General features: G+C 71.3%; 24 protein-coding genes. 15 read left to right on the forward strand and 9 right to left on the reverse strand.

What is annotated here, in order from left to right; genetic code table 11:
* The first annotated feature begins 12 nt into the window (after positions 1 to 12).
* Together ACQPZP_RS06165 and ACQPZP_RS06170 are read left to right on the forward strand one after the other, a co-directional pair.
* Positions 13 to 1,626: a pyruvate, phosphate dikinase gene (locus tag ACQPZP_RS06165; protein WP_433476661.1), complete on the forward strand. Its 1,614-nt coding sequence runs from the start codon at positions 13 to 15 to the stop codon at positions 1,624 to 1,626.
* 83 nt (positions 1,627 to 1,709) lie between these two features.
* Positions 1,710 to 2,237, forward strand: a complete 528-nt coding sequence (locus tag ACQPZP_RS06170) for a DinB family protein (protein ID WP_433476662.1) — start codon at positions 1,710 to 1,712, stop codon at positions 2,235 to 2,237.
* A 33-nt stretch (positions 2,238 to 2,270) separates the two neighbouring features.
* On the opposite strand, the gene ACQPZP_RS06175 is transcribed toward ACQPZP_RS06170, so the two are convergent.
* Together ACQPZP_RS06175 and ACQPZP_RS06180 are read right to left on the reverse strand one after the other, a co-directional pair.
* Complete coding sequence (locus ACQPZP_RS06175; protein WP_433476663.1) at positions 2,271 to 3,296, reverse strand: TerC family protein; 1,026 nt, start codon at positions 3,294 to 3,296, stop codon at positions 2,271 to 2,273.
* Between the two features lie 789 nt (positions 3,297 to 4,085).
* The gene (locus tag ACQPZP_RS06180; protein WP_433476664.1) at positions 4,086 to 4,448 is read right to left on the reverse strand and encodes a DsrE family protein; all 363 of its coding nucleotides are present in this window, start codon (positions 4,446 to 4,448) and stop codon (positions 4,086 to 4,088) included.
* A 195-nt stretch (positions 4,449 to 4,643) separates the two neighbouring features.
* On the opposite strand from ACQPZP_RS06180, the gene ACQPZP_RS06185 reads away from it, so the two are divergent.
* The 4 genes from ACQPZP_RS06185 (at position 4,644) to ACQPZP_RS06200 (ending at position 7,424) form a co-directional block, all read left to right on the forward strand.
* Positions 4,644 to 5,129, forward strand: a complete 486-nt coding sequence (locus ACQPZP_RS06185; RefSeq protein WP_433476665.1) for an FABP family protein — start codon at positions 4,644 to 4,646, stop codon at positions 5,127 to 5,129.
* A 316-nt stretch (positions 5,130 to 5,445) separates the two neighbouring features.
* Positions 5,446 to 5,862: a Fur family transcriptional regulator gene (locus tag ACQPZP_RS06190; RefSeq protein ID WP_433476666.1), complete on the forward strand. Its 417-nt coding sequence runs from the start codon at positions 5,446 to 5,448 to the stop codon at positions 5,860 to 5,862.
* Between the two features lie 10 nt (positions 5,863 to 5,872).
* Positions 5,873 to 6,856 carry a YgfZ/GcvT domain-containing protein gene (locus ACQPZP_RS06195; protein ID WP_433476667.1) on the forward strand — a complete coding sequence of 328 codons (984 nt, stop codon included), beginning with the start codon at positions 5,873 to 5,875 and terminating at the stop codon, positions 6,854 to 6,856.
* Between the two features lie 79 nt (positions 6,857 to 6,935).
* Positions 6,936 to 7,424, forward strand: coding sequence for a hypothetical protein (locus ACQPZP_RS06200; protein WP_433476668.1), 489 nt, complete (start codon positions 6,936 to 6,938; stop codon positions 7,422 to 7,424).
* Positions 7,425 to 7,470: 46 nt separating this feature from the next.
* On the opposite strand, the gene dtd is transcribed toward ACQPZP_RS06200, so the two are convergent.
* On the reverse strand, positions 7,471 to 7,896 hold the full coding sequence (gene dtd / locus ACQPZP_RS06205) for a D-aminoacyl-tRNA deacylase (protein ID WP_433476669.1): 426 nt from the start codon (positions 7,894 to 7,896) through the stop codon (positions 7,471 to 7,473).
* 20 nt (positions 7,897 to 7,916) lie between these two features.
* Between dtd and ACQPZP_RS06210 the strand changes: the two genes are divergently transcribed.
* Positions 7,917 to 8,744, forward strand: coding sequence for a 3-keto-5-aminohexanoate cleavage protein (locus tag ACQPZP_RS06210; RefSeq protein ID WP_433476670.1), 828 nt, complete (start codon positions 7,917 to 7,919; stop codon positions 8,742 to 8,744).
* A gap of 17 nt (positions 8,745 to 8,761) precedes the next feature.
* Positions 8,762 to 9,736 carry an asparaginase gene (locus ACQPZP_RS06215; protein ID WP_433476671.1) on the forward strand — a complete coding sequence of 325 codons (975 nt, stop codon included), beginning with the start codon at positions 8,762 to 8,764 and terminating at the stop codon, positions 9,734 to 9,736.
* Between the two features lie 22 nt (positions 9,737 to 9,758).
* Here ACQPZP_RS06215 and ACQPZP_RS06220 read toward each other — a convergent pair whose 3' ends face one another.
* The 5 genes from ACQPZP_RS06220 to ACQPZP_RS06240 form a co-directional block, all read right to left on the reverse strand.
* Positions 9,759 to 10,160 (reverse strand): hypothetical protein, encoded by a 402-nt coding sequence (locus ACQPZP_RS06220; RefSeq protein WP_433476672.1) that lies wholly within the window; start codon positions 10,158 to 10,160, stop codon positions 9,759 to 9,761.
* 43 nt (positions 10,161 to 10,203) lie between these two features.
* On the reverse strand, positions 10,204 to 11,451 hold the full coding sequence (locus ACQPZP_RS06225) for a CynX/NimT family MFS transporter (protein WP_433476673.1): 1,248 nt from the start codon (positions 11,449 to 11,451) through the stop codon (positions 10,204 to 10,206).
* Entirely contained in the window at positions 11,448 to 12,134 is a 687-nt protein-coding gene (locus tag ACQPZP_RS06230) for a FadR/GntR family transcriptional regulator (protein ID WP_433476674.1), read from the reverse strand. The genes ACQPZP_RS06225 and ACQPZP_RS06230 overlap by 4 nt, the downstream gene beginning before the upstream one ends.
* Positions 12,135 to 12,281: 147 nt before the next feature.
* Entirely contained in the window at positions 12,282 to 12,671 is a 390-nt protein-coding gene (locus ACQPZP_RS06235; protein ID WP_433476675.1) for a hypothetical protein, read from the reverse strand.
* A gap of 62 nt (positions 12,672 to 12,733) precedes the next feature.
* Positions 12,734 to 14,476 (reverse strand): DUF2207 domain-containing protein, encoded by a 1,743-nt coding sequence (locus tag ACQPZP_RS06240; protein ID WP_433476676.1) that lies wholly within the window; start codon positions 14,474 to 14,476, stop codon positions 12,734 to 12,736.
* Between the two features lie 201 nt (positions 14,477 to 14,677).
* Here ACQPZP_RS06240 and ACQPZP_RS06245 point away from each other — a divergent pair, with 201 nt between their 5' ends.
* The 6 genes from ACQPZP_RS06245 to ACQPZP_RS06270 all read left to right on the forward strand — a co-directional run bounded on the left by ACQPZP_RS06245 (position 14,678) and on the right by ACQPZP_RS06270 (position 18,261).
* Complete coding sequence (locus ACQPZP_RS06245; RefSeq protein ID WP_433476677.1) at positions 14,678 to 15,559, forward strand: neutral zinc metallopeptidase; 882 nt, start codon at positions 14,678 to 14,680, stop codon at positions 15,557 to 15,559.
* An 84-nt stretch (positions 15,560 to 15,643) separates the two neighbouring features.
* Complete coding sequence (locus ACQPZP_RS06250; protein ID WP_433466635.1) at positions 15,644 to 15,940, forward strand: YiaA/YiaB family inner membrane protein; 297 nt, start codon at positions 15,644 to 15,646, stop codon at positions 15,938 to 15,940.
* A 123-nt stretch (positions 15,941 to 16,063) separates the two neighbouring features.
* Positions 16,064 to 16,492, forward strand: coding sequence for a helix-turn-helix domain-containing protein (locus ACQPZP_RS06255; protein WP_433476678.1), 429 nt, complete (start codon positions 16,064 to 16,066; stop codon positions 16,490 to 16,492).
* Positions 16,489 to 16,971 (forward strand): hypothetical protein, encoded by a 483-nt coding sequence (locus ACQPZP_RS06260; RefSeq protein WP_433476679.1) that lies wholly within the window; start codon positions 16,489 to 16,491, stop codon positions 16,969 to 16,971. The genes ACQPZP_RS06255 and ACQPZP_RS06260 overlap by 4 nt, the downstream gene beginning before the upstream one ends.
* Before the next feature lie 176 nt (positions 16,972 to 17,147).
* Complete coding sequence (locus ACQPZP_RS06265) at positions 17,148 to 17,510, forward strand: DUF2516 family protein (RefSeq protein ID WP_433466638.1); 363 nt, start codon at positions 17,148 to 17,150, stop codon at positions 17,508 to 17,510.
* Between the two features lie 16 nt (positions 17,511 to 17,526).
* A complete protein-coding gene (locus ACQPZP_RS06270) occupies positions 17,527 to 18,261 on the forward strand; it encodes an alanyl-tRNA editing protein (RefSeq protein ID WP_433476680.1) in 735 nt (244 codons plus the stop codon).
* A gap of 65 nt (positions 18,262 to 18,326) precedes the next feature.
* Here the strand turns inward: ACQPZP_RS06270 and ACQPZP_RS06275 are convergent, their stop codons facing one another.
* Complete coding sequence (locus ACQPZP_RS06275; protein WP_433476681.1) at positions 18,327 to 18,956, reverse strand: TetR/AcrR family transcriptional regulator; 630 nt, start codon at positions 18,954 to 18,956, stop codon at positions 18,327 to 18,329.
* A 57-nt stretch (positions 18,957 to 19,013) separates the two neighbouring features.
* Between ACQPZP_RS06275 and ACQPZP_RS06280 the strand changes: the two genes are divergently transcribed.
* Entirely contained in the window at positions 19,014 to 21,344 is a 2,331-nt protein-coding gene (locus tag ACQPZP_RS06280; protein ID WP_433476682.1) for an MMPL family transporter, read from the forward strand.

The raw sequence follows: 21,344 nt of genomic DNA on the forward strand, positions 1-21,344 counted from the left end.
ACCCCGATACCGATGACCTGGATCCATCCGATTTCGGCGGACGTCGAGGAAGGCGCGGACGTCCTCGGCGGCAAAGGGCACGGCCTCGTCGTACTGCGACGTCTCGGACTGCCCGTGCCCCCGGGTTTCGTCATAGGCACCGCGGCATGCCGCGCATTTCTCCGCGACGGGCGGTTCCCCGACGGCCTCGGTGCCGAGCTGGCGACCGCCGTCGCCGACCTCGAAGCCGCCACGCGACGACGCCTCGGCGGCCCCGAGCGGCCCCTGACGGTGTCGGTGCGTTCGGGCGGCAGCGTGTCGATGCCCGGCATGATGGACACGATCCTTAACCTCGGGCTCACCGCCGAGGCCGCGGCGGGGTTGGCGGCCGAGACCGGCGACCTGCGGTTCGCACTCGACTCGCGCCTGCGGTTCCTGTCCGGCATCGCCTCGGCGGTCTACGGCCTGAGCCCGGAAAGCCTGGAGACCGCCGCGGCCGGCGCCGAGACGGCACGCCTCGCGGAGGCGATCCGAGGCGTCGAGGCCCTCATCCGCGAACGAGCCGGCGAACCTGTCCCGGACGAGGCGATGCCGCAGCTGGAACTGGCCGTCAAGGCCGTGGCCTCCTCATGGGGCACGCCACGCGCCAAGACCTACCGCGAACTGCACGACATCCCGCACGACGCCGGCACGGCCGTCACCGTTCAGGCCATGGTGTTCGGCAATCGCGGCGACGACAGCGGCACCGGAGTCGCGTTCAGCCGCGACCCTGACACCGGTGACAGCGCGCCGTTCGGTGAAGTCCTGTTCGGTCACCAGGGCGAGGACGTCGTGTCCGGAAGGTCGACGACCCGGCCACTGCCCGACCTGGCCGAACGAGAACCGGACGTGTGGGCCGACCTCCTGGAAGCCATGTCTCGAATCGAGGAACACTACCGAGACGCCTGCTATGTGGAGTTCACCTTCGAAGCAGGCAAGCTATGGCTCCTCCAAGTGCGCGCCGGCGGCCTCGTCGGACGCGCCGCCGTCCGCGTGGCGGTCGACCTGGCCGACGAGGGCCTCATCAGCCGCCGCGAGGCCCTTCTCCGCGTCCGCCCTCAGGATCTGCGCCATGCTCACAGGCCCCGAATAGCGACCGCCGGCACGCTCGACCTCTTCACCCGCGGTCAGGGCGCCTGCCCAGGGGTCGCGGTCGGCAGAGTGGCGACCAGCGCCGACAGGGCGGCCCGGATGGCGACCAGTGGTCCGGTCATCCTGGTGCGTCCGCACACCTCCCCACTCGACATGCACGGCCTGGCCGTCGCCGCGGGGGTCGTCACCGCCCGCGGCGGGCCGACCAGCCACGCCGCCATCGTCGCCCGGGCAATGGGCAAACCCGCGGTCGTGGGAGCCGCGGACCTCACCGTCGACACCGCCGCCGCCTCCGTACGAGCCGCCGGACGCATGCTCCCAGAAGGCACGCTCATCACCATCGACGGGACCGGCGGAGAAGTCGTCATCGGCACCCCCCACGTCACCACGCCCCGGCAAACCGACCCCCACCTGCACCGCCTGCTCGAATGGGCCGAGGAAATCCCGCCGACAGACCCGACCCACCCCCACGCAGAACGCCTCAAGGCAGCCCACGCCACCCTCCTCAACACCTAAAGCTGCGGGAATCTAGGCCAAGAGCTGTCCGCAAAGGCTCCTAGCGTGTCGTCGACCGGAGCGGACACGATCGAAGGCGGACCATGGACATCAAGGACGGGCAAGGCGTCACCGGGGAACGGGCCGACCTGCTGGCGATGCTGGCCAAGCACCGGCACTTCCTGCGGTTCACCACCCGCGACCTCACCGACGAGCAGGCCGGGCTGCGGACCACGGCCAGCGAGCTGTGCCTGGGCGGCCTCATCAAGCACGTCACCGCGGTCGAGCGGAACTGGGCCGACTTCATCGTGGATCCGTCCACGATGGGCGACTTCACCGAGATGACCGAGGAGGACTGGGCCCGGCGCGCCGACGAGTTCCGGATGCTGCCCGGCGAGACGCTGGCCGGCGTCCTCGACGACTACAGCGAGGTGGCCCGCCGGACCGACGAACTGGTCGCCGCCCTCCCCGACCTGGACGCCGTCCGGCCGCTGCCGAAGGCCCCCTGGAACACCGAAACGCACTGGTCGAACCGCCGGGTGCTCCTGCACGTCATCACCGAGACGGCCCAGCACGCCGGCCACGCCGACATCATCCGCGAGTCCCTGGACGGCGCCAAGAGCATGGGCTGACCCCGCGCGGGACGACCGGCTCGAGGCCGCCGGCTATCGCGGCGGCCTCGCGGCGGGTTCCTCCTCCCGCGGCCTCTCACGGCGTCTGCGCAGCGAGCCGGGCTTGGCCTTCTCCTCGGGATGGTGGCGGACGCGAACCAGGCTGGCCCCCGTGGTGGCGACGAGGATCAGGAGGATGACCCCGAGGGAGGCCGGTGTCGGGATCTCGGGGACGGAATGGGTGACGTCCTCGTGCAGGAACTCCAGGATCAGCTTGGCGCCGATGAACGCGAGGATCACCGAGAGGCCGATCGACAGGTAGACGAGGCGTTCGAGCAGGCCCTCGATGAGGAAGTAGAGGGCGCGCAGGCCGAGCAGGGCGAACGCGTTGGCGGTGAAGACGATGAACGGGTCGTCGGTCACGCCGAACACGGCGGGGATCGAGTCCAGCGCGAAGAGGACGTCCGTGCTGCCGATGGCGACGAAGACCAGGAGCAGCGGTGTCATGACGCGGTCGCCGTCCTCGCGGGCGAGCATCCGTCCGCCGTGGAAGTCCCGGCTCACCGGGAGGATCCTGCGCGCCCGCCGGACGAGGAAGGTGTCCTCGACGTCCGGCTCCTCGTCGCGGTGCCGGATGAGCTGCACCGCCGTCCAGATCAGGATCAGCCCGAAGATCAGGAAGGTGAAGGAGAACAGGCTGATCGCGGCGGCGCCGATCGCGATGAGGACGGTCCGCAGGGCGAGCGCGGCGGCGATGCCGAACAGCAGCGTCTTCTGCTGGTACTCGGCCGGGACGGCGAACCGGGCCATGATGATCACGAAGACGAAGAGGTTGTCGACCGACAGGCTCTTCTCGACGATCCAGCCGGAGAAGTACTCGGCGCCCGCCGTCGACCCGCCGAGGAGCCACACGGCGAGGCCGAACAGGAGCGCGGCGGCGATGTAGAACACCGACCAGAAGGTCGCCTCCCGGATCCCGACCGCGTGCGGGCGCCGGACGGCGACCAGCAGGTCGAAGACGAAGAGCGCGATGATCAGCGCGATCGTCGCGCCCCAGGCCCAGGCGGGCATGTCGGACATCCGGCCGCTCCACTCTCGTCGGGACGTCGGCTGACCTATAACCGTTCTCCGCCCCTTCTACCGCCGCCCGGATCGGAGGGGATGTGCTCAGGCGGGGTTGAGTAGTTGCGCCGATGCGGCCTGGCGGGGCGGACGGCGAGGCTGCCGGGCATGGATACTTCTCGCTGGCGTCCGCTCGCCCTCGCCGCCAAGGCGGCCCTCGCCGTGCTCCTGTCGCTCGTCGTCGCCTTCCCGGAATGGGACCGGTTCGCGGACAAGGCGATGGGGGCCCGCGTGGCGGCCTACCCGGCCGCCGTCATGCTGGTCACGCTCATCTGGGCGCTGCGCGGGCGCGGCGGGCGGTTCCCGTGGGACATCGACCTCCTCGTGACGCTGCCCTTCGTCGTGGACGTCGCCGGAAACGCCGCCGACCTCTACGACACGATCGGCTGGTTCGACGACGCCTGCCACTTCGGGAACTGGGCACTGCTCAGCGCCGCCGCCGGTCTCGCGCTGCGCCGCTGGGGCGGGCTCACGTCGTGGACGCTGGCGCTGGCGTGCGCCGGAATGGGCGCCATCGCCGCGATCCTGTGGGAGTACCTGGAGTACCGCCTCTTCATCCTCGACACCCCTGAGACCGTCAGCATCTACCGCGACACCATCGGCGACCTCATGCTCGGCCTCGCCGGTTCCACCGTCGCGGGTCTCGCCGCCGCCTGGGCCGCGCGTCGCCGGCTGCCGAAGAGCCTTCCCGCCGTTCAGCGGCCGTCGCTGAGCCTGGACACGACCGTCCACCTCAGCCTGGACGGGTCAGTACACCAGGGCCTGGACGTCGTCCAGGGTGATCTCTTCCACGAAGGTGGGGGCGCCGGCGATGCGGATGCCGGGGAGGACGTCGTCCGGACCGATGTCGCGACGGGCGGCGCACTGGGTGCAGAGGGTGACGCGGCCCGCGCTGAGGACGACGCCGAGAAGGTCGTCCAGGGGAGTGGCGTGCGGCAGTGAGAACCCGGCGGCGCGTCCCGGCAGCGCGAACCAGGCCGACTCCCCGGTCAGCCAGAGGGAGACCGGGACGCCGCTCGCCGCGGCGGCCGCCGCCACGGTGAACGCCTGGTTGCAGCGTTCGGGGGCGTCCGCCCCCGCCGTCACCTTGATCACCAGTGGTCGGGCCATAACCGCACTCTAGTCCGGGCGTACCGCGTAGCATCCTGCGATGTGGCCGGGTTGGTGAATGCGGGGATCCTCGTCGTCGTCCTCGGGCTGATGGCGGTCGCCGCCGTGCTGCTCGTCATCCGGCTCGGCCGCCTGAAGTAGGGCGTCCGGGCCGCGGGACGCGTAGCGCCGCGCACGCCGCTACGCTCGGTGTCCATGGATCCTGAGCTGCACCCGGACCTTGAGCCCCTGAAGTTCCTGCTCGGCACCTGGGAGGGCGCCGGCGTGGGCGGTTACCCCACCATCGAGTCGTTCAACTTCGGCCAGGAACTGTCCTTCACCCACATCGGCAAGCCCTTCCTGATCTACGCGAGCCGGACCTGGAAGATCGAGGAGGACGGCACGCTGGGGCGGCCGCTGGGCATGGAGACGGGATACTGGCGGCCACGTCCCGACCACCAGGTCGAGGTGACGCTGGCCCACCCCACCGGCATCGTCGAGATCTACGTCGGGGACGTGGCGTTCAACCGGGTGGAGCTGCACACGGACGTCGTCGCCCGGACGGAGTCGGCCAAGGAGGTCACCGGCGGCCACCGCCTCTACGGGCTGATCGGCGAGGACCTCGGCTGGGCCTACGACATGGCGGCCATGGGCGAGAAACTCCAGTCGCACCTGTCGGCGCAGCTCAAGAAGGTGTCCTGAACGTCCGGGGAAATGAACGATCCCCGGACCTTCCCGCCGGGTGGCGGGGCGATGGACAGGACGGGCCCATCGGTCCGGGGACCGGGTAACTGCCTGGGTTTCGCCGGTCACCGTCGCGACCGGTTGCCACCGCCCGATGGGCGGCGGCGCCGAGGCGGAACGGCGACTAGCGGACAGCCACCTCGCGAGTCCTAGAATCAACCATTTCTTGGACCACCTCCTTTCGCGCGTACCCCGAACGTATGTGAGGCCCGCGCGGCGAGGCAAGCGAGTTTTCCGTGGGCTGAACACCGGCCCCCGGACCTAGACTCGGTGCATGGTCGAGTCGTGGCAGCAGGAGCTGCGGGCGAAGGGGTACCGGGTGACCCCCCAGCGCCAGCTGGTCCTTGAGGCGGTCACCAACCTGGAGCACGGGACCCCCGAGGAGATCTGCACCGAGGTGCAGCGCACCGCCCGCGGCGTCAACATCTCCACCGTGTACCGGACGCTCGAACTCCTGGAGGAGCTCGGGCTCGTCAAGCACGCGCATCTCGGGCACGGGCCGCCGAACTACCACCTGGCCGCCGAGGCCGAGCACATCCATCTGGTCTGCCGGGGCTGCCACACCGTGGAGGACGTCGATCCGCGCGCGGCGTCCGGTCTGGCGGAGGTCCTGCAGCGCGACTTCGGCTTCGAGACCGACGTGCACCACCTCACCGTCTACGGGCGATGCAAGGACTGCCGCGCCACATAGTCTGGACGGCATGGAGAGCCCTCTGCTGCAGTCGCCCGGAGCCGTCGCCGCCGACGCGCCCGACCAGGAGGTCGCCGCGCACTACGGGGACCCCGCGCGGGAGCAACGCGCCCTGGAAGAGGGGGCGGCGTTCACCGACCGGAGCAACCGGGGCGTCGTCAGGGTCTCCGGGCCGGACCGGCTGAGCTGGCTGCACAGCCTGCTGAGCCAGCGGCTGGACGATCTGAAGCCGTTCGAGCCGGCCGAGGCCCTGCTGCTCAGCCCCAACGGGCACATCGAACATCATCTTTCCGTCATCGACGACGGCGAGGCCGTGTGGGCTCACGTCGAGCCGGGCGCGGCGCAGTCGCTGGTGGAGTTCCTCGACCGGATGCGGTTCATGCTGCGCGTCGAGGTCGCGGACGTGTCGGACGAGCACATGGTGATCACCGGCCCCGGCGCGGGTGACGGCTCTCTCGCCTGGCCGGACGTCGCCGGGACCACGACGCGGATCGTCCCGCGCGGCGAGTTCCCCGCGGATCTGCGGCCGGCCGGGATCTGGGCCTACGAGGCGCTGCGCATCGCCGAGCACCGCCCCCGGTTCGGCCTCGACACCGATCACCGGACGATCCCGCACGAGGCGGGTTACGTCGAGACGGCCGTCCACCTGAACAAGGGCTGCTACCGGGGCCAGGAGACCGTCGCGCGCGTCCACAACCTGGGCCGGCCGCCGCGCCGCCTGGTGTTCCTGCACCTGGACGGCAGCGTCGACCGCCTGCCCGCGCACGGCGACCCGGTCGAAATCCCGGGCGGACGGACGATCGGGTTCGTCGGGTCGGCGGCCCGGCATCACGAGCTGGGGCCGATCGCGCTCGCGCTGGTCAAGCGGAACGTCCCGGTGGACGCGGAGCTGCTCGCGGGCGGCGTCGCGGCGGCGCAGGAGGTCGTCGTCTCGCCGGAGACGGGCGCGAACGCGCAGATCGCTCTGCGGCGCCGGGCGGCGAAACACGGGTAGCAGCCCGCCCCTCGGGCGAATATCGTCGGATTGAGACGATTTCTGACCGCCGCCGCCCGGGGAAGGTGGATTCCTGCCGATGGTCGCGAACCTGGGGAAAGAGGGGCCGCCGGCGGCCAGGCGGGGGACCCGGCGCCGTCCCGCCCGGGAGTCCGCGCTGGTGTGGTGGGCCCTGTTCGCGGCCGTCGCGGGGGCGGCGTGGTGGCTGCATTCGTGGCGTGTCGCGCTGCTCGGCCTGCTGGCGTGGTGCCTGTACCAGTTCATGCTCGTCCCGACGATGTGCCGGGTGCTGTCGCAGCAGGGCGCCGCCTGCACGGAACGCACCAGGGGACGCCTCTTCGCCTGCGGGCACGACCACCAGCGGCTCAGGACCGACGCGCTGTGGCGCCTCGCCGGCCTCCGCAACCCGTTCCAGCGGGACGTCCCGCGGGAGGAGAGCGACAGGAAGGTCGTGGTCGTCTCCTCGGACGTCCGCGGACGCCTCACACCGCAGGACCGCGCCCTCATCCTCCTCGCCACCGCCGGGACCGTCATCGCCCTGGTGGGCATGATCTACGGCTTCCGCTAGCCGCCGAACCGCCCGGCACCCTGCCGCCCGTGATGATCAGGGGCGATCAGATCTCCAGGATCAGGGTGATCGGACCGTCGTTGGTGAGGGCGACCTTCATGTCGGCGCCGAACTCGCCTGTCTCGACCTTCGCGCCCAGCGCGCGTAGTTCGCGGACGACCGCGTCCACCAGGGGCTCGGCGGCCGGACCCGGGGCGGCGGCCGTCCAGGAGGGGCGGCGCCCCTTCCGCGCGTCGCCGTAGAGGGTGAATTGGCTCACTACCAGCAGCGGCGCGTTCACGTCCGAACACGACCTCTCGTCCTGCAGGATGCGGAGCCCCCAGAGCTTCGAGGCCAGCCTGCGGGCCTTCTCCGCGTCGTCGTCGTGCGTCACGCCGACCAGGACGAGCAGCCCCGGCCCCTCGATCGCGCCGACGACGCGCCCGTCCACGGACACGCTGGCCTGGCTCACCCTCTGGACTACCGCACGCATGACCATGCATTCTGCCGCTTATGGCAGCAACGACGCTCATCACTGTGGCGCCCACTGGCGCGGAGTCCGCGAAGTCGGACGTCCCGGCCCTTCCCGTCACCCTGGATGAACTGGTCCAGACGGCCAAGGAGTGCGAGGCGGCCGGCGCGGCCGTGATCCACGTGCACATCCGCGACGACGACGCTCGGCCCACGCTCGACTCGTTCCTGCTGCGGGACACGGTGACGGCGCTGCGGGAGAGCACGGGGCTGATCGTCCAGTTGTCCACGGGCGGCGCGGTCACGGACCCGTACGAGGACCGGCTGCGCGTCCTGGACGCCGAGCCCGACATGTGCTCGCTCACCTGCGGGACGGTCAACTTCGGCGACGACGTGTTCATGAACCCGTGGTCGTTCATGGTGGAGCTCTACAAGCGCACCCAGGAACTTGAGGTCGTCCCCGAGTTCGAGCTGTTCGACCTGGGTCATGTGGCGGCGCTGCACCGGCTCCTGGACAAGCACGGGCTCCCGTATGGCGGCCATGTCCACTGCGACCTGGTGATGGGCGTTCCGGGCGGCATGCCGGGCGATGCGCGGACCCTGGTGGCCGCCGTCGAGGCGCTGCCGGACGGCGCCACGTGGTCGGCCACCGGCATCGGCCGGACGTCCCTCCCGGTCCTGTTCGCCGCCCTGTCGGCGGGCGGGCACCTGCGCGTCGGCATGGAGGACACGGTCACCTTCGCCAAGGGACGCCCGGTGACGGCGAACGTCCAGCTGGTCGAGCGCGCCGCCCAGGCAGCCCAGCTGGCCCAGCGTCCCCCCATGCCGTCCGCGGACGCCCGGGCGCTGTTCGGCATCAAGCGCCGCTGACCGGGCAGGATGCGCGCATGATCAATCCTGTGCTGGTCGAGGTCGAGCGGTCCGGGTTCGTGGAGTCGCGGCATCGGGGGGCCGCGGTCGGGTTCGCCGCCGACGGGGCGGTCGCGGTGCGGGCCGGGGATCCCGAGGTGCCGATCTTCCCCCGGTCGGCGAACAAGCCGATGCAGGCGGTCGCGATGCTGCGGTGCGGCCTGGACCTGGACGGTGAGCTGCTCGCGCTCGCCGCCGGCAGCCACTCCGGCGAGGACTTCCACGTCGAGGGGGTGGAGAAGATCCTCGCCTCCGCCGGGCTGGTCGCCGGCGACCTGCGCTGCCCGGAGGCCTGGCCGCTCGACCCCGAGACCCAGCAGGAGGTCGCGCGGACGAGCGGCGGGCCGTCCCGGCTGCGGATGAACTGCTCCGGCAAGCACGCCGCGATGCTGGCCACCTGCGTCACGGCCGGCTGGCCCACGGCGTCCTACCTGGAAGCCGATCACCCGCTGCAGCTCGCCGTCCGGGAGACCGTGGAGGAGCTGGCCGGCGAGCCGGTCGCGGCGGCCGGCGTCGACGGCTGCGGGGCACCGCTGTTCGCCGTGTCGATCACCGGGGTCGCGCGGGCGTTCCGGGCGCTCGTCCTCGCCGGGCCGGGCACGCCCGAGCGGCGCGTCGCGGAGGCCATGCGGACGCACCCGCAGTGGACGTCCGGGACGCGGCGCGAGGAGCGGCAGCTGATGGACGCCGTCCCCGGCCTGGTCGTCAAGTGCGGTGCCGAGGGCGTGGACGCGTTCGCGTTCGCCGACGGGCGCGCCGGCGCCGTCAAGATCGACGACGGCGCGATGCGGGCCCGGACGCCCGTCACCGTCGCGATGCTGCGGACCCTCGGCGTGGACGACGGCGCCGACGAGGCCGTCCTGGACGAGATGTCGATCGTCGAAGTGCGCGGTGGGAACGGTGTTGTCGGCGCGATCCGCCCGGCTCCGGAGGCTTTCGACCAGGCGGTCTAGCGCTGACCGACCGGATGGGGGGCTACCGGGTCTCGGTCTCCTTGGAGCGCTTGAGTTCTTCGAACTCCTCCTTGAAGACCGTCTGCTCGTACATGATGCCGTCGGGCCAGGCCTTCCTCGGCTCCCGTCCCGGTTGGGGATTGTCGCGCCGGAACTCCACCGGCTGGCCGTCCCGGGAGGGCGGGTAGCTGTGCGAGAACATGCCGGGCGCGTAGGTGTACAGGCCGCCCTGTTCCATGCCGCGGTGGTTGTCCTGGTCGTTCCGGCGCTCCGGGTGCACCTTCCTGGACGAGGCCGCGATGGTCAGGTACAGCCAGGCGAGCAGCCCGACGGTGGCGAGGGCAGGGATGATCCAGGCGAAGGCCAGCGCGCCGGTCGGAGCCGTGTTCGCCAGGGCCGGGTCGGCGACGATCGTGGAGAGCATGACGGACCACCTCCCGATGGCGGTAATCGGCCCCGCGTGGGGGTCAGTTAGGGATGTGTCCGCTAATTCCCGAATTAACCCCCTGGGCGGCCGGTTCGGCGGGCGCTCCGACGAAGCGGAGCCGTCCCGCCGACAGTCCGGGCACGTTCAGGGCGGCGCAGATGGCCAGGACGCCGATCATCGGAACGGTCCATCCGCCGGTGGCGTCGTGCAGCGCGCCGATGGCGAGCGGGCCGAGCGCCGCGATGACGTACCCGATGCCCTGCGCCATCCCGGACAGCTGCGCCGCGACGTCGGCGTCATGGGCGCGCAGCCCGATGAACGACAGCGCGGTCGCGAACCCGAGGCCCTGGCCGAAACCGAGGATCACGGTCCAGCCCCAGACCGAGCCGATCGGCGCCCAGGTCACCCCGGCGAACCCGATCGCGGTCAGCGCCGCCGTGGCGACCACCAGCGGGCGCTGGTCGCGGGTCCGCCGGGCGAGCACCGGGACGGCCAGCGCCCCGACCGCCTGGAGCGCCGCCGACAGGGCCAGGACGTAGCCGGCCGGCGCCGCGTCCATCCCGCGGCTCTGGCAGATCGTCGGCAGCCAGCCGAGCGAGACGTACGCCAGCAATGACTGCAGGCCCATGAACACGGTGACGTGCCAGGCCAGACCGGACCGCCACACCAGCGCGGCGACGCCGCGCGGGGCCGTCGGAGCCGGCGCCGACCGTGCCGCGTGCGCGGCCCGCCGCGCCCTCGGCACCCAGAGCAGCCCGGCGAGCGCCGCCGGGACGGCCAGCAGGCCGACCGGCAGCCGCCACGTGGCGTCGAAGAGGTGCTCCACGGGCACGGCGAGCCCGGACGACAGGGACGCGCCCACCGTCACGGCGACGGTGTAGATCGCCGTCACCGTCGTGATCCGGGACGGGTGGTCCCGCTTGATGATCGTGGGCATCGCGATGTTGCCGATGCTGATCGCGATCCCGGCGACCAGCGATCCGGCGAACAGCGGGAACGGGGCGTCCAGCAGCCGCAGCAGCAATCCCGCCACGAGCAGCGCCATGGCGCTGACCAGCAGCGTCTCGCCGTTCGGGGTGCGCCGCAGGAACGGCGCGACGAGTCCGTAGGAGCCGAAGAACACCAGCGGCAGAGTGGTCAGCGCGCCCGCCGCCGTCCCGGACAGGTGGAACGCGTCACTGATCTCGGTCAGCAGCGGTCCGACCGCCGCGAGCGCCGGACGCAGGTTGACCGCCACGATGACGATCATCAGCAGGGAGCCGGCGAGGCCGGCGCGCCGCCCCGTCACCGCGTCTCCTCGCGGCCGAGCAGGCCCTCCAGGACGGCGAGGATCGGCTCGACGACGGCGGCCGCGGCCGCCGCGGCGGCCTCCGGGTCGCCCGCCGCGATCGCGTCCAGCACGGCGCGGTGCCGGGCCGGGCCCGCCTCCGGAACCTCGCGGTCCAGCCTGATCGCGCGCAGCGACTCGTGCACCCGGTCGATGAAGTACCGCATCGCCTCGATCAGCACCGGGTTCCCGGACGCCTCCGCGACGCCCAGGTGGAACCGCGCGTCGGCGGCGCCGAACGCGTCCGGCCCGGTGGCCTCGTCGCGGGCGCGGAGCAGCTCCTCCAGCCGCGCCAGGTCGGCGTCGGTGCGGCGGCGCGCCGCGAGCCGGGCGGCCTGGACGTCGTAGGCGAGCTGCACCTCGAAGACGTCCCGGGCGGACGCGCGGGACACCCGGCGCAGCAGCGGACGCGGGTCGGCGCTGCTGCGCACGTACGTCCCGTCGCCGCGCCGCACCTCCAGCACCCCGACGTGCGACAGCGCCCGGATCGCCTCCCGGACCGCCGGGCGGCTCACGCCCAGCTGCGAGGCCAGGTCCAGCTCCGCCGGGATCCGCTCGCCGACCGCCCAGGAACCGTCGCTGACCTGCGCCTGGAGCTGGTCGAGCACGGCGTCCACCGTCGATCGGCCCGGTACCGGACTCAAGCCCACAAATCCTCCCAAAGTAAGATGTCAGACATCTTACGAAGGGCCCGACCTGTGGTGACCACCGGGAGGGGCTCGGCGATCACCACGGGCTTCTACAACGCCCGCCGGACAAGGGTGTGGGGAAGAGATCCGGCGGGCGTCGCGTCAGTGGATCCTGGGCAGGCCGAACCGGCGGCGCGGCTTGGCCCGCCGTCCGGCCTCGCTCCTTGCGGCCTCTTCACGCTCCTTCTCGCGGGCGGCCTCCTCGGCGGCCCGCGCGGCCTCGACGTGGGCCGTCGCCTCCCGGTGCGTCACCGAGGGGGCCGGGTCGCGGCGCGTCCGCTGAGAGGGGCTGCCCTCGATGACACCGCCCATCACGGGACCGCGATGCGACAGGCCGTCGTCACCGCCGTGGTAGCGGTGCTGCTTGCGCGACGCCGTGAGCGTCAGGACGATCCAGGCAATGAGCGCCAGGAAGATGACGGCCGGGCCGATGGCCATGAAATAGGCGTCCCCGAGCCGGACGGAGCCGGCGAGCGCCAGGTCGGCGAGCATGGGGCGACACCTCCTCGCCCCCTGCCTTTACCCCGCGTCAGGCGGTTAACCGCCCGCGGCGCTCACAGACCGCGCGACTGGGAGATCGAACCCGAGGTGGCCAGCGTGAACGTGCGCATCGACTCGGCGAACTTCGACAGGTCCCACTCGGCCGGGCCCTCGTACCAGTAGAGGTTGTCGGCGCCCTCGGCGCGCTCGCCCGCGTCCTTCACCGTCTCCGCCCACTTCGGGACGGCGTCGAAGACGACCGCGTACGGCAGGAAACGCGAGAACAGCGCGATCCGCTGGCGAGCGGCCGTCTCGTCGCCGTCCGGGATGACGCCGCGCTCCAGGAACGCGCGGAACCCGATCGTGTGCGCGAGCACGGTGGCGCCGCGCGCGGTCTTCGCCGGCATGTACTGGCCGCCGTAGGCCAGCGCCGCGCCCGCGATGATCAGTGCGAGCCCGGCCAGCGCCCACTCGGTGGTGAGCGCCAGCGCGACCGTCCCGGCGATGCCGAGCAGGGTGACGAGGATGCCCGCGATCGTCCAGCGGGACCGCACGGTGTCGGGACGCCGCGCGAACCAGCCCTGCTTCACCACGTCGTCGTACATGGCCGACCTGACCTGCGCCAGCTTCGTCGAGAACGTCCCGCCGAGCTCTGACAGCTTGACGGCCTCGCGACCGGACCCGTCGGGCGCCGTCAGCAGCGCGTCCAGCAGGATCCGCTCGTAGGGGAGCAGGTCGGCCTGCGGCCGGTTCAGCCGGCGCAGCGTCCAGTCGAGGCGGCCCGTCCGGGCCCGGTCCTCCTCCTCGATCAGCAGGTAGCCGCGGACGGCGAGATCGACGATCGTCGCGGTCACGTCGATCACGTCGGCCTGCTCGTCGATCAGCGTGCCGATCTGGCCGGGACGCACCCCGTTCGGCGGCTCGAACTCCGTCCCGGCGACCGGCGGCTGGTCGCCCTCGGCGGCCTTCCTGCCGACGACCCGGGCGTCCCGTCCGCGCAGCAGGTAGAGGGCGACGACGCCGCCCACCAGCAGAACCAGCAGGCCGCCGAGCGCGCCGCCCGTCACGGCGTTGACGGAGAACGCGGTCGCGAGCGTGTGGCGGCGCTCGTAGATGGCGCGGCCGCCCGTCGTGCCGGCGGGCAGCCCCGCGACGACGGTCAGGTACTCGCCCGGCAGCATCCCCTGCTGCGCGTATATGCCCTGCGTGTGCGTGTGGTTCGTGTAGTACTGCGTGCAGCCGATCGTGCTGCCGATCGGCCCGGTGAAGCAGTTGACGCTGCGGATCATCGTGCCGGCGTCGACGGTCGCCTTCGCCTCGTCCAGCGGCACCTTCCAGCCGCCGATCACCGGCCAGCGCAGTTCCTCCGCCGCGCCCATCCGCGTGATCGCGCCGCGCAGGTCGTACTCCAGCACGACGGTGTGGTCGCCGGTCAGCTTCTTGCCGCCCGACACCCTGACCGTCGTGTTCGTGCCCGCGCTGGAGGAGGCGACCTTCGCCGGCCCGCCGTCCGGGCTGCTCGCGCGCAGGTTCTCCAGCCGGTAGACGCGGTCCTCGGTGAGGCTCTCGTGCGTCCGGGTCGGGAACGTCCGCTGGAAGCCGTCGTGCCCGGCGAACCGGTAGACGATCGTCTCCTTCACCTTGATCGTCCCGCCCTGGCCCGCGGTGAGGACGACGTCGTCCTTCAGCACCCGCTCCGCCGCGGCGAACCGCTCGTCCGCCGCCGCGGAAGTGCAGGTCAGCGCGGGTATGGCCAGCGCCGCCGAGAGCATCAGGACCACCGGGCGCGACCGCAGCACCGCCGCAATAGCAGACATGGCCGCAAATGGTATCGGGAACGCGTGCGATGATTCTGCGCTATGGCAGGTCATTACCCCCCGCCGCCACCTCCGCCGCGGCCTCCGGCACCCCCGTACGGCCGGCCGCCCTACGGTGGACCGCCCCAGGGTGGGCCGCCGTACGGACGTCCGGGGTACGGGCCTCCTGCCTATGGGCAGCCGCAGTACCGGTACGTCCCGATGCGCCCGCCGCCGCGCCGCAGCGCCGGCGGGACGATCGCGGGCATCTTCGGCGGCCTCACGTCCGTCGTCGTCCTGGCGATCCTCGGGCTCTCGCTGTACAGCGGGGGACAGAGCGGCTCCACCGGCGGTGGGCCGTCCATCTCGTCCGGTGGTCCGACGACGCCGCGGGAGAAGGCGACCAACAGCAAGCTGTACAAGACGGGCGCGCTGACACCGGTGAGCTGCCGGCTGCCGCGCATCGTGCCGTCGGCCGAGTCGATGCGCACCTTCATGAACACGCTGAGCGACTGCCTGGACACGTCATGGTCCAAGCAGTTCGCCAAGGCCGGGATCCCGTTCGACAAGCCCAACCGCGTGTTCTGGCTGGAACCGGGGCACAGCCCCTGCGGCACCTATCCGGCTCCCGGCGCGTCCGCGTTCTACTGCCCGGCGAACAACACGATGTATGTGGGGCTCCAGAACGTCGTGGAGACGTCCGGCGGGGAACCGCTGTCCCACTACGCCGTCTACGCCCGGGTGATCGCGCACGAGTACGGCCACCACGTCCAGGACCGGGCCGGGATCCTGCTCTACGGGGACCGCCAGATGGAGACCGGCGACACCGCCACCCGCACCGAGGCGAGCCGTCGCATCGAGTTGCAGGCCCAGTGCTTCGCCGGCGCGTTCCTCGGCACCGAACGCACCACCCTCCCCATGACGCGCGAGCAGTACGTCGCCATGATCACGGACGTGCGGGGGCGGGGCGACGAGCACCAGCCGCCGGACAAGCGCGACCACGGCTCGGGCCGGCACTACGCGGGCTGGGTGATCACCGGCTTCAACGGCAGGAACCTCACCGTCTGCAACACCTGGATCGTCTCGCCCGCCAAGGTGAGCTGACGGTCTGGGGTTGAGTCTTTTACCCACGCGCGTCTGAGCACGGGTACTCATGACCTCGACGCCGTGGGATCCCAGACTCGTGCCATGACGACCTCCCCTCCGCCGGCGCCTGCCGGCTCCACCGCGTTCTTCATCCAGGCCGCGATCTCGTTCGTCGTGTCCAGCGTCGGCGTCGCCGCCGGCGTCGTGTACCTGCCCGTCAGCGCGTGGGTCAGGGCCTTCCTGGCGCTCGGCCTGCTGTACGTGATCACGTCTACGTTCACGCTGGCCAAGTGCGTCCGCGACAGGCAGGAGAACCAGGCCATCAGCAGCCGCGTCGACCAGGCCAGGCTCGACAAGCTGCTCGCCGAGCACGACCCGTACGCCACCCCGAACCTGTGACCCGCCCGCCGCCGGCGCCGTCGTCCCCCGACGGCGCCGGCCTTTCTGGCATGTGAGGCGATTCACCGCGAAGTGCTAGCTAGACTGCTTGCAATTGCAAGCACGATGACGCAGGGTGGAGACATGGCGAGTTCGAAGGTCGGCTCCATCGGGGAGTACATCCGGGAGCAGCGCACGCGGGCGAAGATCTCGCTGCGGCAGCTCGCGGACGTCTCCGGGATATCCAACCCGTACCTGAGCCAGATCGAACGCGGCCTGCGCAAGCCGAGCGCCGAGATCCTGCAGCAGATCGCCAAGGGTCTGCGGATCTCCGCCGAGGCGCTGTACGTGCAGGCCGGCTTCCTCGAAGACCGCGAGGCCGACACCGACGTCCAGGCCGCGGTCCGGGCCGACCTCCTCCTCACGGAACGGCAGAAGCAGGTTCTGCTCGACATCTACACGTCGTTCCTCAAGGAGAACGAAGCCACCGGCGTCCTCGGCACCGATGCCGCGGTGCACGCCGAATCGCACCAGACCGGACCAGAGAGCAATGGAAGGGAAGAGGTCGGATGACGCTGGCCAGCAACCTCCGAGAGAACAAGGCCGTCTACGCCGTGGCCGGCGCCGGCGACTTTGCGGTGGAGAAGATCCGTGAGGTCCCCGAGCAGGTGACCAAGTACCAGTACCGCGCCCGCGAGACCGCGACCAAGTACCAGGGCGAGGTGCTCGAGACCGCCGCCAAGTACCGCGAGCAGGTCCGCGAGACCGTGGACCGCTACCGCGGCGAGGTCTCCCGGTACCAGGAGCGCGTCGACGCCAAGGACCTGCCGGGCGCGGCCGTCGCGTACGCCACGCACTTCGGCACCCGCGCGTTCGAGTTCCTCGACGAGCTCGCCGAGCGCGGCAAGAAGGTCGTCCACCGCGAGGCCGCCGAGGTCGCCGAGATCACCGAGGCCGACGCCAGGCCGGCCCCGAAGACCCGTCCCGCGCAGCCGCGCAGGACGACGCAGGCCAAGGCCACCGGGCAGTCCCGGTCCACCACGAAGAAGTAAACGGCGCCCGAGCGCGTCTCACGGCGGGGCTCGGCCGGGAACACCCGGCCGGGCCTCTTCGTCTTTTCCTCCAGGTGGGTTAAGGATTCCTACCAGACGGTGCGCATAGGGTTGGGTAAGGAGACCCGTGTGCGCGACGAGGAGTCGCCGTCCGAGACGAGCAGGAGCGATCGCCGATGTCGGGCTTCAACGTGCTGGACTACTTCTTCTGGCTGCTGCTGATCATCGCGTTCGCGATGGAGGCGTGGGCGCTGATCGACTCGCTGACCGTGCCCGTCGGCGCGTTCTCCGCGGCGAGCAAGCAGAGCAAGAAGCTCTGGATGATCATCCTGATCGTCGCGACGGTGGTCGGCGCCGCGTACGCGGTCGCGCCGGCGGCGCTCGGCGCCAGCCCCATCGCGCTCCTGCTCGGCATCCTCCCGGTCGCCGCGTTCATCGCCGCCGCCGTCTACCTGGCGGACGTCCGCCCGGCCGTCGGCCCGTACAAGAAGAAGGGCGGCCGCGGCGGCTCCCGATCGGGCCCCTACGGCCCCTGGTGACCCCTACGGTGAGGTCATGAGCGCGGAGACCCTCGGACGCACCACACGGCTGGAACTGGACGACCAGGCACTGCGGGAATGGGAGGCCGTCGTCCTCGACGCGGCGCCGGACGGGATCGTCCTCGACCGGTCCGCCTTCTACCCGGGCGGAGGCGGCCAGCCGCCGGACCACGGCGTGCTGCTCTGGCAGGGCGTCCAGACGCGGATCGCGGGCGTCCGCAAGGGCGACGACCTGGTGCTCGTCCCCGAGGAGGGCGACCCGCTGCCGCCCGCCGGCACCATCGTGCAGGGCGCGGTGGAGGACGAGCGCCGCACCGCGCTGATGCGCACCCACTCCGGCCTGCACCTGCTGTGCGGCGTGGTGTTCCGCGACTACGGCTGCCTCGTCACCGGCGGGAACATGGAGCCGCTGACCGCCCGCATGGACTTCGACCTGCGCGAGGTACCGCCCGGGTTCAAGCAGGCGGTCGAGGACGCCTGCAACGCCGAGGTCGAGGCCGACCGGCGCATCGACATCCGGAGCCTCCCGAGGGCCGAGGCGTTCGAGATCCCCGACATCATCCGGACCGCGACGAACCTGGTGCCGCCCGAAGTGCAGGACGTCCGGATCGTCGACATCGTCGGCCTCGACACGCAGGCCGACGGCGGCACCCACGTCGGCTCCACGAAGCAGATCGGCCGCATCACGGTCGCCAAGGTCGAGAACAAGGGCCGCGGCTTCCGCCGCCTCCGCATCAAAATCACCGACTGACCATGCCCGGTGGCTGAGCCGGGCACCGGGGGGCGGGCGCCTCCGCCGGCCCGGTGCCCGACGGTCTAGGGGGACGGGCGGGAGAGCGCGTCCACCGAGATGAGGCCGTGTTCGACGAGGTCGACGGCGCGGTCGAGGGCGGAGCGCATCGACACCGGGTCGTAGCCCTCGCGGCGGCAGTGCGCGACGACCGCCTGCATGCCGCCGATCGCGATGCCGGACGCGGCCACCGCGTCGATCTCCGAGATGCCGGGGCACAGTTCGCGGAGCAGCGCCTCGATCGCCTCCTGGGCGTCCATCATGCGCTGGAGCGCGCGGGCGCGGAGCCCGGGGCGCTCCAGGACGAGGGCGACCTGGACGGGCCCGTAGTCGCGGTGCTCCGCGACCAGCGCCTCCAGGACGTCGACGATGCTGCGCCGGATCGTCTCCATGGGCGATTCGCCCGGGGTGCGGCGCAGCCGTTCGGAGACCTCGGCGAGACGGTCGTCGATCTCCGCGAAGATCACGTCCTCTTTGGACGGGAAGTAGCTGAAGTACGTGCGGGGCGACACGTCGGCGGCGGCGGCGATGTCGGCGATCGTGGTCTCCTCGTAGCCGCGCTCGGCGAACAGGCGCAGCGCGGCGGTCGCGATGGCCTGCCGGGTGCGCTGCTTCTTGCGCTCCCGCAGGCTCGGCCGGCCGGCGTCGTCCACCATGTGACGGACATTACCATGACTGCAAAGTTGCATCTATTGCAAAACTGCATGGAGTGGGTGTTCTCTGCGAGGATGGCGCGATTCCTGGACGCACTAGGGCGGCTCTGCGTGCGGCGGCGGCGCACGGTCTTCGAGTTGTGGGCCGTGGTGATGCTCGGTGCCGGGGTCCTCGGGCTCGTGCACGGGGGCATGTTCGTCCAGCAGAGCACGCTGCCCGGCACCGAGACGCAGCGCGCCATCGACACCCTCCACCAGGACTTTCCCTCGCTGACCGGGCCGACCGCGACCGTCGTGTTCCACGAGACGCCCGAGGCCGGCCCCGCGGACTGGCGGGTCGCGCTCACGATCGGCCGGTCGATCGAGAACATCACGAAGCTCGACCGGGTCGCGTTCGCCGAGAACCCCTACGTCCAGGGGATGGGAGGGCTGAAGGACGACAACGCCGTCGTCGTCCGGCTCAACTTCACCGGGACGATGAGCGACGTCGGCCACGCCGACCTCGACGCGCTGAACCGGGCCGTCGAGCCCGCCCGGATGGCCGGGCTGGAGGTGAGGTTCGGCGGCATCGTCGCGATGATCCTCAACCAGCCGAAGGGCGGGCCGCAGGAGGGCGCCGGAATCCTGCTCGCGCTGCTCGTCCTGCTGCTGGCGTTCGGGTCGTTCCTCGCCGCGGGCATTCCTATCGTGGTGTCGCTGTGCGGAATGGTCGTCGCCTATTCGCTCATCCATTTCTCCGCGTCGCTGTTCCAGCTCGCGCCGACCGCTCCGATGGTCGCGGCGATGCTCGGAATCGGGGCCGGAATCGACTACGCCCTGTTCATCGTGACCCGCTACCGGCAGCAGCTCGCCGACGGCGACGACGTCGAGACCGCGGTCGGACGCGCCATGGCGCATTCGGGCCACGCGGTCGTCTTCGCCGGCGGCACCGTCGTGTTCGCGATCTGCGGCCTGTTCCTTTCCGGGATCGCCTTCATCGGGCGGATCGGGCTGGCGGCCGCCCTCGCGGTCGCCGTCATGGTCGTCGCCGCGCTGACCCTTCTGCCCGCCGTTCTCGGAGCGCTCGGGCCCCGGATCGACCGGTACCGGATGCCCCGCGTCCGGCCCGATCGGAGTTCCCGCCGGTGGATGGCCTGGGGACGGCACGTCGACCGGCACGCGTGGCCTTACGCGATCGTCGCGACACTCGTGCTGCTGGCGCTCTCCATTCCCACGCTCAGCCTCCGGTTCGGAGTGATGGCGGACAGCATGTCGTCCCCGAAAATGGAGGCGCGGCAGGCGTACGACATCGTCGCCCAGGAATTCGGGGCCGGGCATTACAGCCCGTTCGTGGTGGTCGCGAAGGTCCCGGGCGAGGAGAAGCGCGTCAGACCGAAGCGGGTCGTGCCCACGGTCGACGGGCGTGCGGGGCTGACCGGTCTCACCGGGCCCGCGGGGGCGGAGCCATCCCCGTCCGCGCGGCCCAAGCGTCCCAAGGGAGCCCCGGACACGAGCAAGAAGCCCGACAAGCGCGCGATCCTCATCGGCCAGGAACTGCAACTGAAGATCTCCGAGGTCCCCGGCGTCGTGTCCGTGGGGGAGCCCGTGGTCACCGGGACGACGGCGATAATCCAGGTGATTCCCCGGGACGCACCGCACGCCCAGTCGACCACCGATCTCGTGCACCGGCTGCGGAACGTCGAAATCAGCGCCGTACGGGACGCGCATCCGGGCTCGCGGATCTATCTCGGCGGCGAGAACCCCGCGATCATCGACCTCGCCACAACGGTCGGCGACCGGATGCAGGCCGTCGTCGTCGCCGTCGTGGGCGTCGCGTTGCTGCTGCTCGTCATCGCGTTCCGCTCGGTCATCGTCCCGCTGAAGGCCGCCCTGATGAACCTGCTGTCGATCGGAGCCTCGTTCGGCGTCGTGACGGCCGTCTTCCAATGGGGATGGGGCGTCGAACTGCTGGGCGTCGACCAGGCCATTCCCATCATGTCGTTCATCCCGCTGTTTATGTTCGCCCTGATATTCGGGCTGTCCATGGACTACGAGGTCTTCCTCCTGTCGCGCATCAAGGAGGAGTACGAGCGGACGGGCGACCCGCACGAGTCCGTCGTGATCGGCATCGGCGCCACCGCCCGCCTCATCACCTCGGCCGCGCTCATCATGATCTTCGTGTTCGCCAGCTTCGTCCCGCAGCCCGACCCGACGATCAAGATGATGGCCCTGGGGCTGGCCGTCGCCGTCGCGATGGACGCCACGATCGTCCGTCTCGTCCTGGTCCCGGCGTTGATGAGCCTGCTGGGCCACGCCAACTGGTGGTGGCCGGGCCGCGGCCGTCCGGCCGTCCCCCCGCCCACACCCCCCGCACCCATCGCGGAGCAGCTGGAACTGGAACTGACGGGCTGA

The organism is Spirillospora sp. CA-142024 (assembly GCF_050942325.1).
Classification (GTDB): domain Bacteria; phylum Actinomycetota; class Actinomycetes; order Streptosporangiales; family Streptosporangiaceae; genus Spirillospora.

Bases quoted from the DNA above. Each gene is read 5' to 3' on its own strand.
- ACQPZP_RS06165 (WP_433476661.1), top strand. From the start codon at position 13: ATGACCTGGATCCATCCGATTTCGGCGGACGTCGAGGAAGGCGCGGAC.
- ACQPZP_RS06170 (WP_433476662.1), top strand. From the start codon at position 1,710: ATGGACATCAAGGACGGGCAAGGCGTCACCGGGGAACGGGCCGACCTG.
- ACQPZP_RS06175 (WP_433476663.1), bottom strand. From the start codon at position 3,296: ATGTCCGACATGCCCGCCTGGGCCTGGGGCGCGACGATCGCGCTGATC.
- ACQPZP_RS06180 (WP_433476664.1), bottom strand. From the start codon at position 4,448: ATGGCCCGACCACTGGTGATCAAGGTGACGGCGGGGGCGGACGCCCCC.
- ACQPZP_RS06185 (WP_433476665.1), top strand. From the start codon at position 4,644: ATGGATCCTGAGCTGCACCCGGACCTTGAGCCCCTGAAGTTCCTGCTC.
- ACQPZP_RS06190 (WP_433476666.1), top strand. From the start codon at position 5,446: ATGGTCGAGTCGTGGCAGCAGGAGCTGCGGGCGAAGGGGTACCGGGTG.
- ACQPZP_RS06195 (WP_433476667.1), top strand. From the start codon at position 5,873: ATGGAGAGCCCTCTGCTGCAGTCGCCCGGAGCCGTCGCCGCCGACGCG.
- ACQPZP_RS06200 (WP_433476668.1), top strand. From the start codon at position 6,936: ATGGTCGCGAACCTGGGGAAAGAGGGGCCGCCGGCGGCCAGGCGGGGG.
- dtd (WP_433476669.1), bottom strand. From the start codon at position 7,896: ATGCGTGCGGTAGTCCAGAGGGTGAGCCAGGCCAGCGTGTCCGTGGAC.
- ACQPZP_RS06210 (WP_433476670.1), top strand. From the start codon at position 7,917: ATGGCAGCAACGACGCTCATCACTGTGGCGCCCACTGGCGCGGAGTCC.
- ACQPZP_RS06215 (WP_433476671.1), top strand. From the start codon at position 8,762: ATGATCAATCCTGTGCTGGTCGAGGTCGAGCGGTCCGGGTTCGTGGAG.
- ACQPZP_RS06220 (WP_433476672.1), bottom strand. From the start codon at position 10,160: ATGCTCTCCACGATCGTCGCCGACCCGGCCCTGGCGAACACGGCTCCG.
- ACQPZP_RS06235 (WP_433476675.1), bottom strand. From the start codon at position 12,671: ATGCTCGCCGACCTGGCGCTCGCCGGCTCCGTCCGGCTCGGGGACGCC.
- ACQPZP_RS06240 (WP_433476676.1), bottom strand. From the start codon at position 14,476: ATGTCTGCTATTGCGGCGGTGCTGCGGTCGCGCCCGGTGGTCCTGATG.
- ACQPZP_RS06245 (WP_433476677.1), top strand. From the start codon at position 14,678: ATGCGCCCGCCGCCGCGCCGCAGCGCCGGCGGGACGATCGCGGGCATC.
- ACQPZP_RS06250 (WP_433466635.1), top strand. From the start codon at position 15,644: ATGACGACCTCCCCTCCGCCGGCGCCTGCCGGCTCCACCGCGTTCTTC.
- ACQPZP_RS06255 (WP_433476678.1), top strand. From the start codon at position 16,064: ATGGCGAGTTCGAAGGTCGGCTCCATCGGGGAGTACATCCGGGAGCAG.
- ACQPZP_RS06260 (WP_433476679.1), top strand. From the start codon at position 16,489: ATGACGCTGGCCAGCAACCTCCGAGAGAACAAGGCCGTCTACGCCGTG.
- ACQPZP_RS06265 (WP_433466638.1), top strand. From the start codon at position 17,148: ATGTCGGGCTTCAACGTGCTGGACTACTTCTTCTGGCTGCTGCTGATC.
- ACQPZP_RS06270 (WP_433476680.1), top strand. From the start codon at position 17,527: ATGAGCGCGGAGACCCTCGGACGCACCACACGGCTGGAACTGGACGAC.
- ACQPZP_RS06275 (WP_433476681.1), bottom strand. From the start codon at position 18,956: ATGGTGGACGACGCCGGCCGGCCGAGCCTGCGGGAGCGCAAGAAGCAG.